The sequence below is a fragment of the Chitinophaga sp. CB10 genome (assembly GCA_001870995.2).
Classification (GTDB): domain Bacteria; phylum Bacteroidota; class Bacteroidia; order Chitinophagales; family Chitinophagaceae; genus Chitinophaga.
The window spans coordinates 776,692-793,046 of record MLAV02000001.1 but is presented as its reverse complement, the minus strand read 5'-3'; the positions used below and the strand labels follow the sequence as shown (position 1 = coordinate 793,046).

At 53.3% G+C, this 16,355-nt stretch carries 10 protein-coding genes; 3 read left to right on the top strand and 7 right to left on the bottom strand.

The features are described 5' to 3' along the window. Window positions 1-32: 32 nt before the first annotated feature. From BOC67_RS03190 to BOC67_RS03180, 3 genes are all read right to left on the bottom strand, one after another. Window positions 33-395, bottom strand: a complete 363-nt coding sequence (locus BOC67_RS03190; RefSeq protein ID WP_291907167.1) for a hypothetical protein — start codon at window positions 393-395, stop codon at window positions 33-35. Window positions 396-971: 576 nt separating this feature from the next. Further along, window positions 972-2,156, bottom strand: a complete 1,185-nt coding sequence (locus BOC67_RS03185) for an O-succinylhomoserine sulfhydrylase (protein ID WP_291907164.1) — start codon at window positions 2,154-2,156, stop codon at window positions 972-974. 18 nt (window positions 2,157-2,174) lie between these two features. Continuing rightward, window positions 2,175-2,594 (bottom strand): OsmC family protein, encoded by a 420-nt coding sequence (locus BOC67_RS03180; RefSeq protein ID WP_291907162.1) that lies wholly within the window; start codon window positions 2,592-2,594, stop codon window positions 2,175-2,177. A gap of 138 nt (window positions 2,595-2,732) precedes the next feature. Between BOC67_RS03180 and metX the strand changes: the two genes are divergently transcribed. After that, the gene (gene metX, locus BOC67_RS03175) at window positions 2,733-3,746 is read left to right on the top strand and encodes a homoserine O-acetyltransferase (protein WP_291907159.1); all 1,014 of its coding nucleotides are present in this window, start codon (window positions 2,733-2,735) and stop codon (window positions 3,744-3,746) included. Between the two features lie 153 nt (window positions 3,747-3,899). Beyond that, window positions 3,900-6,722: a TonB-dependent receptor gene (locus tag BOC67_RS03170; protein WP_291907157.1), complete on the top strand. Its 2,823-nt coding sequence runs from the start codon at window positions 3,900-3,902 to the stop codon at window positions 6,720-6,722. A gap of 74 nt (window positions 6,723-6,796) precedes the next feature. On the opposite strand, the gene BOC67_RS03165 is transcribed toward BOC67_RS03170, so the two are convergent. The 4 genes from BOC67_RS03165 to ychF all read right to left on the bottom strand — a co-directional run bounded on the left by BOC67_RS03165 (window position 6,797) and on the right by ychF (window position 14,994). Next, the gene (locus BOC67_RS03165; RefSeq protein WP_291907155.1) at window positions 6,797-8,356 is read right to left on the bottom strand and encodes a reverse transcriptase family protein; all 1,560 of its coding nucleotides are present in this window, start codon (window positions 8,354-8,356) and stop codon (window positions 6,797-6,799) included. Window positions 8,357-8,727: 371 nt separating this feature from the next. Further along, window positions 8,728-10,365: an SWIM zinc finger family protein gene (locus tag BOC67_RS03160; protein ID WP_291907153.1), complete on the bottom strand. Its 1,638-nt coding sequence runs from the start codon at window positions 10,363-10,365 to the stop codon at window positions 8,728-8,730. A gap of 15 nt (window positions 10,366-10,380) precedes the next feature. Then, window positions 10,381-13,692, bottom strand: a complete 3,312-nt coding sequence (locus tag BOC67_RS03155) for a hypothetical protein (RefSeq protein WP_291907151.1) — start codon at window positions 13,690-13,692, stop codon at window positions 10,381-10,383. Between the two features lie 198 nt (window positions 13,693-13,890). Continuing rightward, on the bottom strand, window positions 13,891-14,994 hold the full coding sequence (ychF, locus tag BOC67_RS03150; protein ID WP_291907148.1) for a redox-regulated ATPase YchF: 1,104 nt from the start codon (window positions 14,992-14,994) through the stop codon (window positions 13,891-13,893). A 119-nt stretch (window positions 14,995-15,113) separates the two neighbouring features. Here ychF and BOC67_RS03145 point away from each other — a divergent pair, with 119 nt between their 5' ends. Next, window positions 15,114-16,355, top strand: a complete 1,242-nt coding sequence (locus BOC67_RS03145; RefSeq protein ID WP_291907145.1) for a nucleoside recognition domain-containing protein — start codon at window positions 15,114-15,116, stop codon at window positions 16,353-16,355.

The window sequence follows — 16,355 nt, the reverse complement described above, 5'->3', positions numbered from 1 at the left end:
TGATTTATCTTCAGCGGTTAGCGGCACGCCACTCAGGCGGCGGCAGGATTTTTCTTCGGACTGCGCAGGTAGGCGGCGGTCAGGCCAGCAAAGCCGGATACAAGCCCTCCGAGGAAGGCGCTGATCACGCCCAGCAGCGGCGCTGACTTCACCTGCATTATGATCAGGCTCATTTTATTGGCGAGCAGGTGGTCGTTCCGTACGTCCTGGTAGAAAGCCAATACCAGCCAGAGGATGAAAATGGAGAGAAAAGAATTGAAAAACGCCTTGCCCGGGCGCAACGGATACATCACAGTGATCAGAAATGCGGCAAGGGGCGCGCTCCACCAGGGGAGTACCATTCCGGCTATGTAAGCCAATATCAGGATGAGTAAAAAATGGGCGAAGGATTTCATAGGCGTAATATAAGAATTTTTGCTGGCAAAGGGATTTTTGCTCGCAAAGAGGCGTAAGGGGGCAGAGCGCGCAAAGGGAGTTTGCTGGCAGAGGGATTTTTGCTCGCAAAGAGGCGTAAGGGGGCAGAGCGCGCAAAGGGAGTTTGCTGGCAGAGGGATTTTTGCTCGCAAAGGGGCGTAAGGGGCAGAGCGCGCAAAGGGAGTTTGCTGGCAGAGGGATTTTTGCTCGCAAAGGGGCGTAAGGGGCAGAGCGCGCAAAGGGAGTTTGCTGGCAGAGGGATTTTTGCTCGCAAAGGGGCGTAAGGGGCAGAGCGCGCAAAGGGAGTTTGGCGAGAGAGCAGAGGGTGATGGGTACCGGCGGTTTGGGAAAGGCGTTTATCAACAGCAAAATATAACTGGTATCCTGGGTTCCGGAAGGCTAGCTAAGAACAGTAATGTCTAACAGGTATCCAGGGGGCCGGAAGGCTGGTTAAGAACAGCAATGCATAACAGAACCCCACACTTCCAGCAGGTTGCCGCAAACCCCGCCGGCTCAAATAAAACCAGGCCAGCGCCTTTGCGCCGGCCCGTTTCCTTTTATTTACTTTGTTCCAATGCTTGTTCAATATCGGCCAGGATGTCCTTCACATTTTCCAGCCCTACGGAAATACGTATAAGCCCTGGCGTTATACCTACGCTGGCGCGTTCGGCATCCGTCAGTTTAGCGTGCGTGGTGCTGGCCGGATGGGAAGCAATGCTGCGGGAATCTCCCAGGTTGGCCGTGAGCGACAACAGCTTCAGGGCATTCAGGAATTTCACGCCGCTGGCAATACCGCCTTTCAGCTCAAAGCACACGATACCGCCACCGCCGGACATTTGCTTTTTCGCAATCCCGTATTGCGGGTGGCTGGGCAGCAACGGATAACGTACCATGGAGAGGTGCGGATTGTTTTCCAGCGCCTGCGCCAGCGCAAGGGCGCTCTGGGAATGGCGCTCCATCCGCACAAACAGGGTTTCCAGGCTCTTGCTCAGTACCCACGCATTGAACGGGGACATCGCAGGGCCGGCGCTTCTGCAGAAGGTATAAATCTCCTTGATCAAATCCTTCCTGCCCACTACCGCGCCGCCCAGCACGCGGCCCTGCCCATCGATCCACTTCGTGGCGGAATGGGTGACCAGGTGCGCGCCCAGCTCCAGCGGGCGTTGCAGCACCGGCGTAGCAAAGCAGTTATCTACGTTGAGAATGATGTTATGTTTGTTGGCGATGCCTGCCAGCAATTCCAGGTCAATAATTTCCAGGCCCGGGTTGGAAGGCGTTTCCACGAAGATCATTTTCGTATTGGGTTGGATCATCGCTTCAATACCGGCAGGATCGTTCATATCGAAGTAGGAATATTCAATCCCCCACTTAGGCAGAAACTTGGTGACCACCGTGTGGGTAGAACCAAAGATCGAGCGGGCAGACAACAGGTGGTCGCCGGCTTTCAGCAACGCCATAAAACTGGCAAATACGGCGCTCATACCGGAAGCGGTGGCATAACCGGCCTCCGCTCCTTCCAGGGCTACCATTTTGCTTACAAACTCGTCCACATTGGGATTGGAGAAACGACTGTAGATGTTGAAGTCCGTTTCATCCGCAAAGGTGGCTCTCATTTCCTCCGCATCGTCAAAGCAAAAGCTGGAGGTAAGAAACATCGGCGTGGAATGTTCCATCTGGTCTGTTCTGGCCGTCTGAATCCTTACCGCGTTGGTTTCCGGTTGGTATTGATTTTCTTTCTGCATTCTCGCAAGATTCTATAGTTAGGCATTCAGTTTCACTTCCCAGGTCAGCCTGGTACCGCCCTTACGCAGGGTTTCAGCCACGGAGCAGTATTTGTTCATGGAGAGTTCAACAGCGCGGGCAGCTTTATCGGCGTCAATGTTGCCGGACAGGTGGAATACAAGATGCGCATTTTCCCAGAGAGAAGGCTCTTTGCCTTTTTCCCGGTCTGCTTCGATCTCAATACGAAAATCGGTGATCTCCTGGCGTTGCTTCTTCAGGATCATCACTATGTCGATGGCAGAGCAACCGCCCAGGCCCATGATGATCATTTGCATAGGGCGAATACCATTGTTCTTACCGCCATTTTCTACAGAAGAATCCATCAGCACCTTGTGGCCGTTTTCATCTACCGCTTCCATATTGAATCCATCGTCTATTCTTTGTAATGCTATCTTCATAACTTAAAATTTCTACCGTAAAGATAACCATTCAACCCCATCTGGCAAAGCATGCTAAAACGCCCGCTGGCAGGGCATTCTGAATTTTGTTTGCATTTTAAGTGTTTGAAACCTTAGTTTTGCGAAAATTTTAAATCATTGTCGGCAAAGGTATTTCATAGCAAGGCTGTATTCCCGCTGGAATCCGGGGAAACGTTACCCGAATTGCAAATCGCTTATCACACGTACGGCAACATGCTGCCGGATGGCAGTAATGTGGTTTGGATCTGCCATGCTTTGACCGCCAACAGTGATGTTACCGACTGGTGGACCGGCCTCGTGGGCGAAGGCAAGGTGATTGATCCCAATCGTCATTTCATCGTCTGCGCCAATATCCTCGGCTCCTGCTACGGCAGCTCCGGCCCTTCCACCCTCAACCCGCTTACGGGCAAACCCTGGTACCGGACCTTCCCGACTATCACCATCCGAGATATGGTGAACGCGCACATCCTGCTGCGCCGCCATCTCAACATCCCCTCCATCAGCCTGCTGGTGGGCGGCTCCATGGGCGGCTACCAGGCCATGGAATGGGCATTGATGGAACCGGATATGATCAAACGCCTCTTCCTCCTTTGCACCGGCGCCGCGGAAAGCGCCTGGGGCATTGCCATTCATACGGCGCAACGCCTCGCTATTGAAGCGGATCATACCTGGGAACAGGATACCCCGCACGCCGGCCATAAAGGTCTGAAAGCCGCCAGGGCAATAGGTATGATCACCTATCGCAACTACCAGACTTTCGTACGTACGCAGTCCGACCCGGACAAGGAAAAAACCGATCATTTCAAAGCCTCTTCCTATATCACTTACCAGGGCGATAAACTGGTGAAGCGGTTCAACGCGCAAACCTACTGGCTCCTCTCCAAAGCGATGGACAGCCACAACATCGCGCGGGGCCGCCATGAGGACGTACCCACTTCCCTCTCCCATATCGCCCAGCCCGTGCTGCTGATCGGCATCACCTCCGATATCCTCTGCCCTCCGGAAGAACAACAACTGCTGGCGCAATACCTTCCTAACGCAACTTATCATGAAATAGATTCTTCCTATGGTCATGATGGCTTCCTGATTGAGTTTGAGAAAATAGGAAACATACTGCAGGCCTGGATCTAAGTTATATTTTGCAGTGGCGGAGTTTGTATTAGGTTTTTTTACTTATATTTAATAAGTATCAACTGAAATCAAACAAAACCTCCACTGTTTATGAAGCGCAATCATCTCCGATTTATCTGGGGAATGCTTTACTTGCTGTTATTGCTCCCAAGTATGCTTTTCGCCCAGGCACAGTCTACCCTCTCCGGTACCGTGAAAGACAAAACAAGTGGTAACCCCCTCGCCGGTGTCAGCGTGGCCGTCAAAGGCGCAAATACAGGCGCCATCAGCTCCAACACAGGTGGGTTTACCGTCAGAACAAACCGGGCGTTTCCGTTAACCCTTGTATTTTCTTATGTTGGTTATAAAACAGAGGAAGTAACCGTTAATGACGCCAATGCCAACATCTCCGTGGAGATGAGTTCCACCGAAATCCTCGGTTTGGAGGTAGTAGTGGCCGCCAGCCGCGTACAGGAAAGCATCCTGAAATCCCCGGTATCCATTGAAAAGCTGGATTCCCGCGCCATCAAAGCCAGTCCGGCCCCTACTTTCTACGACGCGCTTGCTAACCTGAAAGGGGTGGAAATGAGCACCCAGTCCCTGACCTTTAAATCTGTCAATACCCGCGGCTTCAACGCCAACGGTAATACCCGCGTGCTGCAGCTCACCGATGGTATGGATAACCAGGCCCCCGGCCTCAACTTCTCCGTAGGTAACATCGTCGGTATTTCAGAACTGGACATGGACAACGTGGAGCTGATCCCCGGCGCGGCCTCCGCGCTCTACGGCCCCAACGCGCTCAATGGTATCGTACTGCTCAACAGTAAGAACCCATTCCAGTACCAGGGCCTCAGCGCCAACGTGAAAACCGGTATCCTCAACGAAAGCGGCCGCACCTCCGGCACTACCGGCTATTACGACGTGGCCGTGCGCTACGCCAAAGCCTTCAACAATAAGTTCGCTTTCAAAGTCAACTTCGGTTACATCAAAGCGGACGACTGGCAGGCACACGATACCCGCGACCAGAGCCTGCTCAACGGTCATACCCTCGCAGACGGCACACGCGCCAATAACGAAGCGTACAACGGCGTCAACATCTACGGCGATGAAATCAACCAGAACATGACCGCCGCGCTGACCGCCCAGGCCAATACCCCCGGCAGCCAGCTGAATACCACCCTGGCAGCGGTAGCCGCCCAGTTAGGCAATACCGTTACCCCCCAGCAGATACTCGCTTCCGCCCTGCCGGCAGCCGCCAACAGCTACGTTAGCCGTACCGGTTATGCGGAAAAAGATGTGGCGGATTACAATACCAAAAACATGAAGATCAATGGCGCCCTGCACTATAAAATCCATGAAAACCTGGAAGCCCTGATCCAGGGTAGCTACGGTACCGGTACTACGGTGTACACCGGGGCGGACCGCTACTCCATCAAGAACTTCCGCATGGGTCAATATAAAGCAGAGCTCCGTGGTACGAACTTCTATGTGAGATTATATACTACCCAGGAAAGATCGGGCGACAGCTATGCGGTGGGTACCCTGGCTTCCGGCATCAACGAAGCCTGGAAGTCCAGCCGCGACTGGTTTACGCAATACTTCGGCACCTACGCCACCCAATCCGTAGGCGCCTTTGCGCAGGCTTACGGCCAGGCGCTGCGAACCGGCGCTACGCCTGCACAGGCCCTCGCTGCCGGCCAGAACGCCGTAAACGCCAACAGGGGCACCTTTAACACCAACGCCCGCACGGTGGCGGACAATGGCCGCTTCCTCCCAGGCTCCCCTGAATTCAACGCCGCCGCTGAAAAAGTGAAAAGCAAACCAATCCCTGGCGACGCTACCGGCGTAGGCGCTAAATTCATGGATAAAACCAACCTTTACCAGGCGGAGTTTATGTATAACTTCAAGGAACTCGTGCACTTTGCAGAAATCCTCATCGGTGGTAACTACCGCGTATATACGCTCAATTCGGAAAAAACCCTCTTCGCCGTGAAAGACAATGGCGATGAGTTCAACATCAATGAATACGGCGGCTATGTACAGGTCATGAAAAACCTGCTAAAGGAGCATATCAAGCTCACAGGCTCCCTCCGTTACGATAAGAACGAGAACTTCAAAGGCCAGTTCAGCCCGCGTTTATCCGCTGTATATACCTTCCTGCAAAACCACAACATCAGGGCATCCTACCAAACCGGTTTCCGCATCCCTACCAACCAGGATCAGTATATCGACCTGCAAACGCCACAGGCGCACCTCATCGGCGGTTTACCGTTCCTGCGTGAGCGTTATGGCCTGAACAAAGGCCCGGTATATACGCTGGAATCCGTACAGGCAGGCAAACCTGAACAATACGTGTTCCGCGATTTCGAGCCTGAAAAAATCCGCGCATGGGAAATTGGTTATAAGGGCCTCGTGGATCAGAAACTCATGATCGACGCATACGTGTACACGAATAATTTCAAACACTTCAACGGTCCGCAAATCCTTGTGCAACCTACCTCTGCCACCACGCAGAATATCTTCTCCGTTCCGGTAAGCCTGGATAAGGATATCAAATCCTGGGGATGGGCGCTGGGCCTGGATTACTCCCTGCCTGCAAGCTTCACCCTCGGCGGTAACGTGAGCTACAACGAACTCCTGGACGCAGATAAACTGGGCAGCTTCCTCCCGATGTACAACACGCCTAAAGTGCGCTACAACCTGAACTTCGGTAACAGGAACATTGCGAAAAGCTATTTTGGATTTAACGTTACCTGGAGATGGCAGGACGAATTCGTATGGCAGTCCACCTTCGCGAGCAACACCGTAAACGTGTCCAACCAGGGCATCATCCCGGCCTATGGCACGCTGGATGCACAGGTGACCAAGCTGTTCCCGAAAGCTAAGACTACCATCAAGCTGGGCGGCGCGAATATCCTGAATAAAAAATATGTACAATCATGGGGTAACCCAACCGTTGGTTCACAATGGTATGTATCCCTGGGGTATAACCTCTAAGATTTTAAATAAAGACTGTTTCAATAAAAAAACGAGGCGCCGGTTGGCGCCTCGTTTTTTTATTAAGGTATCCATCACACCACTCTCCACCACGGATCTTCATTATCCTTCTTCCCCTGAGGCGCCGCCTGCGATGCCTGTGCCGCCTGCGACGCTTGCGATGCCGCTTGCGCCCCCGCCTGCACCACCCCCATCCCCGCCTGCTCCTCATTCTTCCACATCGCCTGCGCTTCCGCCTTAATATCCGCCCGGCTCAAAATCGCCGCCAGCTTCGCTTTCAGCGCCCTGCCCTGCTCCGGCTTCACCATCATCACAAAGTTCGCATACCCTTCCATACTCGCCACAATATTACCCTTACCCCAGGTTTTGCCACTAAGGCCGGTGAGCTCCACCTGGTGCAACAGCGCCCTGAATTTACGGAGCGTAGTCCGGTCGATGCCCAGCTTCTGGTTCACCACAATGCCGGTTACTTCATGCCGGTCCCCCTTGCGCATTACTTTCAGCTTATCCGGATGCAATACAAAGCCTTCTTCCGCCACTACCTTTTTAACGGCCCAGAGCAGCTGCCCCACTTTAGCGGCAGCCTCGCCCCTGGCGGAAAAAGTCATATCATCCGCATAGCGCGTATAGGCGTAACCGTATTTGGCGGACAATCCTTCAAAGCGGCGGTCCATCTTGTAGCAGATCAGGTTGGTGATAGCGGGACTGGTGGGCGCGCCCTGCGGCAGTACCCGCGCCGTTTTGGCGACATAGTATTTACGGCCGTCCAGCACTACTTCATCCACTTCCGGCTCCGTACAAATGAGGCCCAGGATGGTGGCTACCTGCTCGCTGTAACCCAGCTTGCAGAACAATCCTTTGACGCGGTTATAGGCAATGGAAGGGAAAAAATCCTTCAGGTCAATATTGACCACAATATCCTTCCCTACATGCGGGATCGCGTTTGTAACAATCGATCTCCCCGGCACAAAACCATTGGCGGCCGTGCTGCTTGCCACTTTGTACAACACGTTTTCCAGTATCCAGTGCTGCGCTGCCTTGAGCTGCGGCATAGGCGCGGAAATCACGCGTACCCCGCCTGATTTTTTCGGGATGGCAAAACGCTGGTAATGCGTTTGGTGCGCTACGCTGCGGTTAAAAGCCAGGAAGCGCAATTTGCCCAAAGGCAGTTGCATGGCGGCTGCCAGGTCGGTAGCGTTGTGCCATACCGGTAAGTTATATTTTTTGAGCTGCGCTTCGTCCGACTGGTTTTTATTCAATCCTGCGGAAACATTTTCCCCCAGGTAAATAATATCCTGTTGCTTCTTTTCCGCCCAGGCAGCCGCGCGCGCTATGCGTTTCTGTTCGTTGCGCTTTTTCGTTTCGGCGCGTTTGGCTTTTGCCGCGGCCATGCGCTGCTTGCGCATTTCCACGAGCACGCGCTTCTTATCCCGGTATTTGGTGCGCTCTGCCAACAGTTGGTTCAGCTGGCGGTTCAGCTCTCCTTCCTGTTTGATCAGCGCTTCGGGGATGGAAGGCCTGTCGGTATCTCTTGACCAAAAGCCAAGACGTACCATTTCTTCCAGTATGTATTCTTCTTTGGATGTTTCGCGAATTCTATCGTACAGCTGTTGACGGGTTAAACCTTCCGGCATAATCATTCATTAAAGTACCATTAAAAATTGCTGTATATAGCTACCGGGGAGAGAGAGGAAAGAAGTTTATAAAGAGGAAAGGGCGCTTCGTGCAAACCATTGACTAAATCAATCAACTCCAGGGAGGGGCCTACTATATCGATATTTAAGCCCCAGGGGCTTATACCGTAAATATTGATATAGTAGGCCCCTCCCAAAGTAAAGATTGCATTTAGTGAAGCATGTATAGTCAAAATACCTGAATGACGAAACATCATTCATCTCCATGAAGGAGCGCAAGTGCAATCAATTCCTCTTTATAAAGATCTTTGTATTCTATTGTGCCGGCAAGTTATATAATAATTCCTGTTCTCAAAAATTTTTCGCAGAAATTATTTTGCAGCATATGCTTTTCTCAGTGCTAACAAGTGTTTGCACGGACCTTTATACAGTTTGTTCTGATGGTAGAAATCACAATCGCATTGCGCATTGGTCATTCTTTCATCCGCATCAATGATCATAACGGGATGGTACACACGCTGCACGGTAACCGTACCTTTCAGCTGTATGCCCATGCCGGTAATCGCATCGGCTGTATAGGCCACTTTGCCCTGGCTGACCAGCACTTCCGCATCTGCCTCTTCCGGACTGCTGAAGCGCAGCAGGTGCATCGGCAAAGGCTCCCGGCTCAGTTCACGCAGGCGGTACACGCCGGCATGCAGGTCGTATATCACTTTCCCTGCCTGGGTAAACAAGCCCAGTGCGCCCAGCACCGTGGCGCTGCTCAGCCCTGTCGCCTTCACCAGGTCAGCACCGGAACTAAACCATACGGCTTTCAGGGCATTGTACACCCTGAACTTATCCTGCTCGGATACTTCCGCCCGCGGCGCCATCAGGTCAAACTGCCCTGCGCGGGACCAGTCGTTGGCCGTCCAGCCGGAGAGGCCAAGGGTAAACTGCATATCCCCCAGGTCCGCAATAAAAAAGGAAGGCAATCCGCTGCCCGTCAGGTGTAAGGTGAACTTACGTGCAATAGGGATCAGCCGCTCCAGGATGAGGATGCGCCTGCGCCCCCAGATGCGGATCTCGCGCGCCTGCGGTCCCGTATATAACGATCTCGCACATACGATTTCCCGGTTCCATGGCTCAAACACCGCGCGCACCGGCTTTCCCGGCTCGAGGATAAAACGGATGGACCGCGGCCCCTTCGTTTCCCGGAACCTCCTCAGCCAGCTGCAGAAATTGTACACATCCATCGGATGCAGGTCGAACGTAGCAGCAGGCAAAGTCATCGCGGAACTTACCTGCAGGAAACCACGTACCCAGCTGTCCGGCAGGTCGATCTTCACCTCATGGTACAGCTCCTCCTGCGACGTCTGCACCTGGAAACCTCCCGGGTCTACCCGGAAATCGGTTTCCTTATAGTCCCTGATTTTCTGGAACTCATTGTATAACGCAGCCGAATAATCGATATTGGTCGTACCGCATTCAAACTCGTTCACTTCCTTAAAAACATTGTAACTGGCGCTCAGCTCACCGTAGGTCGATTCGTCCTGGCTGAAACACTCAAAGAAGATTTCATCCGGATGCACGCTGATCACCGGGTCGAGCACAAACCAGGCGTCCTTGTCCTTTTCATAGAGATAATCAAAGTAAGCGCGTTTGGCTTTGTTGAAAGGGCCCAGGGCCTTCTCCTTCTCTTCCCATACTTTGCGGAGTTCTGCACGCAGACTTTCAATTTTTTCATCCGCAGCCCGGGCGTCGTAGCCCTGCATGAATTCAGCCAGCCAGATAGCTTCCTGCTGCGCGGCCCACTCCTTGTACTCCGTCTTGTCTTTCGGTTTAAAGCGGAGGTCGGACACGACTACATCATGCAGCGCGGATATGGCTTCACGGAAAGCGATTTTCTTACTGAGCTTTCCTACAAAAAAAGTGGGTTCACGATGGGTATCAGGCGCAAAGGAGATACCGGCGCTGCCGGCATCGCTAAACACCTGGGAGTTACCACTATACCTGTAGTTAAATAACATAAATGGATAAACGATTTATTGCAGTCGCACTGCCGGTTCAACAAATTGGATTGGCAGCTCCAGCTTGTAGTGCTGACTGATGTTACGCATGATACTGATACATCTGGCTTTGTCGCCAATGGCTACCGTAGCGGAGATGTCCGTTATAATACCTCCGATGAAAGCGGCCGCAGCTTCGGATTTAAGCGCTTCCGTTTCCAGGAAGTTGAACACCCGCTCCTTCGCCACCCTGGCTTTGTTTACCCGGGTAAGTACGGAACGGAAATAGTGTTCCAGCAGGCGGATGTATTCCAGCTGCCCGGCCGCATAGGTTTGCAGGTAGTTGGTGGCAAACAGCTGCATGGCGGCGCTGGGGTGCTGGCTGAGTTTGAGCAGGTATTGCGGACCGTCTTCGCTTTTGAAGTAACGCATCAGCAGTTCCCGGCCAAAGGCCTGTATATCCGGCCGCACACTGTCCGCCAGCGCAATGAGGCTTTCCGCCGTCCAGTCGGCCTCCGTGAAGGTATCGCGGAAGTACCCGATCGCAAAGCGGCGGGTATCATCCCATTTGCTGTCCAGCAGCGCTACCGCTGTATCTTTTTCCGCGCGGATGCGGTCCACGTTATTGCGGTAAAAGTTCCAGCACCATTCCCGCACCTGCAGCAGTTCGTGCGCGCCCGTGGCGATGATCTGCTTCATGGTCAGCGTTTCGGAAGGGATGTATTTATCCAGCAGCAGGATACCAAATTCCTGCGCCGGGCGGTAGTTCGCATAAAGCAGCCGCAGCGCGGTGGCTGTATCAATGTCCTGGAAATGTTCCGCGAGATGGGTGCGCAGCAGCGCGGCAATATCTTCGTGGCTGTCTGGTGATTTTTCCGTGCGCATGAGCATCGGCACCAGTTCATTCACGAGGTACTCCGCCAGGCGGTTATCCACCGTAATCAAACGCGCCACCAGGGTGGCCATCTGCCGGCGGATGCCTTTATACGGCGATAACAGGCAGTCCAGTATCATTTCCGGGCGGCGCAGCATTTCCCCGTCGCTGATCTTGCGGACGACGGACCACGCCGCATCGCGGAGCGGACCGTACTCGCTGTTCAACAGCCCCATGAGCTGCACGGTGGAAATCTCGTCGAAGTTAAATTGGTAGTCGCCATCCGCCTTGAGCAGCAGCAGGCGCACGCCAAAGGCCTGTAAAGCCACGATGTTGCGCTGCATCAGGTCGTAGCTCACCATCACATCCATCTGCCGGAATTCGGCCGCGCAATAGCTTTCCAGTATGCGGCAGGCGTCTGTTACGATCAGGTTTTCCACTTCGGACTTGATATCGATCTGCATCAGGTGCGCAATCGCCAGCCCTGCCAGCACTTTCGCCTGTTGCGCAGGCATATCGGCCGGCGGATACGCTTTAACAACAAATTGCCTTACCTCTTCATACGGGTTGAAGATCAGCATCTGCAATACGTCGTTATCCGCCAGTATCCCTTTAGGGTTGGCGCTGATCCATTCCATGGCCTGCGCCCGCGCTGCATCCAGCGGGCACACCGCGAGGATGCGCAGCAGTACGGACGATGGCGCGGCGGGATTGTATCTTTCCCGCGCCAGTTCCAGGCCAAATAAGGACGGTATATGATGCCTGTTGTACAACAGGGCGGCAATCATATCTTCCGTAATGCGGGCTTTCAGCTCTTCAAAGCGGGGATGCGCTTTGAGTTGCTCCATCGCGAAAACGTGGACCTGGTCCATCTTTCCGCCGATCAGCAATTGAATGAAAGCTTCCGGCCTTTCGTTCCAGAGATGCTGGAACGGCACGCCGGTCGGCGTTTCCGCCACCGGGGCGCTTTCCGGCTGGTAGGTTGCCGGCGGCGGCGCTACGTGTTTATCGGTATTGAGCCAGCTGAAGAGCTTTTTCAGGAGGCTGTTGTTTTCTTTTTTAAGCAGGTCGGGATTAGGCGTTGCCCGGGAGGTACCCGTAGCGGCGGCGCTGTCATCCGGCCTGAACATCCACTCTTCCTTCCCCGGCAGGTATTGCAGGTTTGCGGCATTACCCCGGGTAATGAAATTGAGGAAGATGCCTTTGGAATTTTCCGGGAACTGCCTGGTGAGCGTGGTAAACTGCCCGTTGATATACTTATACTCTTTTTTCTGGTAAGGCTTTGAGCCATCCCGCTCCTCCACGTATTGCAGCAGCAGCGCGGTGGCAAAGCGGATATACTCCGCGTCCCCCGCGGCGCCCATGCGTTTGAGGCGGCGCAGCACCCGGCGGTTAAAGTAGCGGCGGGTTTTGTGGGAGAAGGCAACACGGCTGCCGGCCTTCTTTAATTCGCTCCGCACTTTAATATAGGCGTTCAGTTCAGGGATGAATACTTCCGGCCTCCACTCCTCGTATTCTTTCGGCGGCATGTTAAACATCGCCGGCTCCAGTTCCATGCGGTGCGCGAGCGCGGCCACGATGTTGTGGTCGTCCCGCATTTCCGCCTGCTTGTAGATATGCCGTATATGCTGGAACCAGGATGGGCGGAACGGCGTCAGCGTGAGCAATACGATCACCGCCTGCCGCAACGCAGGATAGGCGTTGGCCAGCAGGTAGCACTCTTCCAGCAGCGGGTACTGGGTCGTCTTTTGCACGTGTATGTATTCCTCCAGGAGGCGGTATATTTCCGGCGCCTTGCCTTCCAGCACGGCGGCGCGGAGCGGCTCCGGCATGGCGTTGAGGAAAGGCTGCAGGAATGCCGGCTTTTCTTCCTCCGGCAGTAGCATGAGCAGGCCGTTGGCAGCCAGCATACGGATATTGAGCGGGTAAGCGCTGTTGTCCATATAGGCTTTCAATACCGGTATGGCGGCGGGGTCGCCGGTGCGACTCAACGTCCATATCACCGAGTACCGGTGCAGGACATCTTTTTTATCTCCCTGTTTGATGATAAACGGCGCGGATTCGCCTATACGTAATTCCCCGGCTCTCCATATCACCCTGGACATCTTCCAGGCGTGCTTGCCTGCGGGGCGGTGCTGTAACCTTTTGAGGATCGCTTTATGGCGCGGGTTGCTGATGCCGTCAATGATGGCTGCGGATGCATCGTCCGTCAGCTGTTCCTTGCTGGCAGATTCCTGTTCGCCGATATATCCTTTACTACGTTTTTCCTTTTCGAGCGCATCGAAGATGGAGTTAGCAGCGGCCAATGGTACCGGGGTTGTTGTTTTTGTTCCCTCTTTCAGGTTGGCGCCTCTCTTTCCGTAGCGAAAATTGACAATATACTGGTCAGGGCCTACTTCGCACAGATCGATCTCATAGGTTTTGTCTGAATTCCCTTCCCGGAAGAAGAGCTTCACATTCCTTACAAATTTCATGAGTTAACGATAATTGAGGAGCTAAACTAAGTAATTAATGTTTGATTTATAGAGATTGAGGTATTTTTATTTTAAGCATATGGCATGCTCCTCCTATCTTATCAAGTAAGGCCGGGGTTAAAATAGACGAAGGGCCGGAGTAATGCTCCGACCCTTCTGATTTGTTGTAACCTTCAGGCTATTGACTTGAAGTATCTTTTATACGTTGAAGCGGAAGTGCATCACGTCGCCATCGGCCACGATGTACTCTTTACCCTCGATGCGGAAACGGCCGGCTTCGCGGGCGGCTGCTTCAGAACCGTATTTAACGTAGTCGTCGTAAGAAATTACCTCTGCTTTGATAAAGCCTTTTTCAAAATCGGTGTGGATCACGCTGGCCGCCTGCGGGGCTTTCCAGCCGCGGTGGATGGTCCATGCGCGTACTTCCTGCACGCCGGCGGTGAAATAGGTAATCAGTTCCAGCAGGTCGTAAGCGGAGCGGATCAGGCGGTTCAGGCCCGGCTCTGTAAGGCCGTATTCGCCGAGGAACAACTCTTTGTCTGCAGGGTCTTCCATTTCGGAGATCTGCGCTTCGATAGTGTTGTTCATCACGATTACCTGCGCCCCTTCGCTTTTCACGCCTTCGATGAGGGCGTCGGAAAATTTGTTGCCGGTCAGCAGGGAAGCCTCGTCCACGTTGGCTACGTAGAGTACCGGCTTATCTGTCAGCAAAAACAGGTCGGCAATCGCCGTTTTATCCTCTTTACTCAGTTGCAGTTCGCGGATATTGCGGCCCTGCTCCAGGTGTTGCTGGCATTGTTTCAGGATTTCGAATTCCCTTTTAGCTTTTGCATCACCGCCGGTTTTAGCCATCTTCTCGGTACGCGCGATTTTCTTTTCCACGCTTTCCAGGTCTTTCAGCTGTAACTCGGTATCAATAATGCCTTTATCGCCCATCGGGTTGATGGCGCCTTCTTCACGGAGAATATTATCGTCTTCAAAGCAGCGGATCACATGTACGATTGCATCCACTTCGCGGATATTGGCGAGAAACTTGTTGCCAAGTCCTTCCCCTTTGCTGGCGCCTTTTACCAGGCCGGCAATATCCACAAATTCAATAGTAGTAGGTACTACGCGATTAGGTTTTACCAGTTCTTCCAGTTTCTGCAGGCGTGGGTCCGGCACGTCTACCAGCCCTACGTTGGGTTCGATCGTACAGAAACGGTAGTTGCTGGCCTGCGCTTTGGCGCTGTTGCTTACCGCGTTAAACAAAGTCGATTTTCCTACATTCGGTAATCCTACAATTCCTACTTGCAAAGCCATTTTTCAAAATTTGCGCAAAGATAGGGTTTTGTTTCTTACTCTCAAAGCGTTATAAATGATGGCAGATTTGGTTAATACAAACAAAAAACTATCTTCACGCATTAAATAATTGAAAACTCATGGCTTTAAACTACGTCTGGCTGGCATTCTTCCTCATATCGTTTGTGGTTGCCCTGTTCAAGACATTCATCCTCCAGGATACCTCGGTATTCGGGGCAGTGATGAACTCCATGCTCACCAATGCCAAAGCCGGCGCCGAGATCTCCCTGGGCCTGGCCGGTATTATGACCTTCTGGCTGGGCATCATGCGGGTAGGGGAAGCAGGCGGCATGATCCAGCGCTTTTCCAACTTCGTGAATCCCTTCTTTTCCAAACTCTTTCCCGACGTGCCCAAAGGGCATCCTGCCATGGGCTCCATGCTGATGAACTTTTCCGCCAGCATGCTCGGGATGGACAATGCGGCCACTCCCATGGGGCTAAAGGCCATGAAGGAATTGCAGGAGCTCAATCCCAAGCCGGACGAGGCCAGCAACCCGCAAATCATGTTCCTCGTGCTGAATACGGCGGGGGTCATCCTCATCCCCACCTCGGTGATCGCCCTGCGGCTGGCGGCCCATGCGGCCAACCCGGCGGATGTGTTCATTCCCATCCTGATCTCCACGTTCATCGCATTTATCGCCGGCATGATCACGGTGTCCATTTACCAGAAGATCAACCTCTTCAAACTCCCGGTACTCATATTCCTGGCGGGGTTTGCCGTTCTTTTATGCGGACTCTACTTTTGGGTAAAAAACATGCCTCCCGACCAGATCGGCCCCCGCACGGCCAGCCTGGGCGGCGGTATCATCTTCGCTATTGTAGTCACTTTCCTGGCTTCCGGCATCTTTAAAAAGATCAACGTGTACGATGTATTCATCGAAGGCGCGAAGGAAGGCTTCCAGATATCCGTACGCATCATCCCTTACCTGGTGGGCATCCTCGTGGCCATTGGCGCATTCCGCGCTACCGGCTGTATGGACTACCTGGTTAACGGCATCGGCGCTTTGTTTGCCGCCATGGGCTTCAATACGGATTTCGTACCTGCGTTACCGGTAGCTTTCATGAAGCCGCTGAGCGGCAGCGGCTCCCGCGCGCTGATGGTGGAAATTATGGAGCACAACGGGCCGGATTCCTTTGCAGGGCGGCTCGCCAGCATCATCCAGGGCACTACGGAAACCACGTTCTACATCCTGGCGGTGTACTTCGGTTCCGTCAACGTAAAGAAAACGCGCTATGCGCTCACGGCGGGGCTGATTGCGGACTTCTGCGGTATCGTATCCGCCATTTTACTCGGTTACCTTTTCTTCCATTCTGTTAGTTAG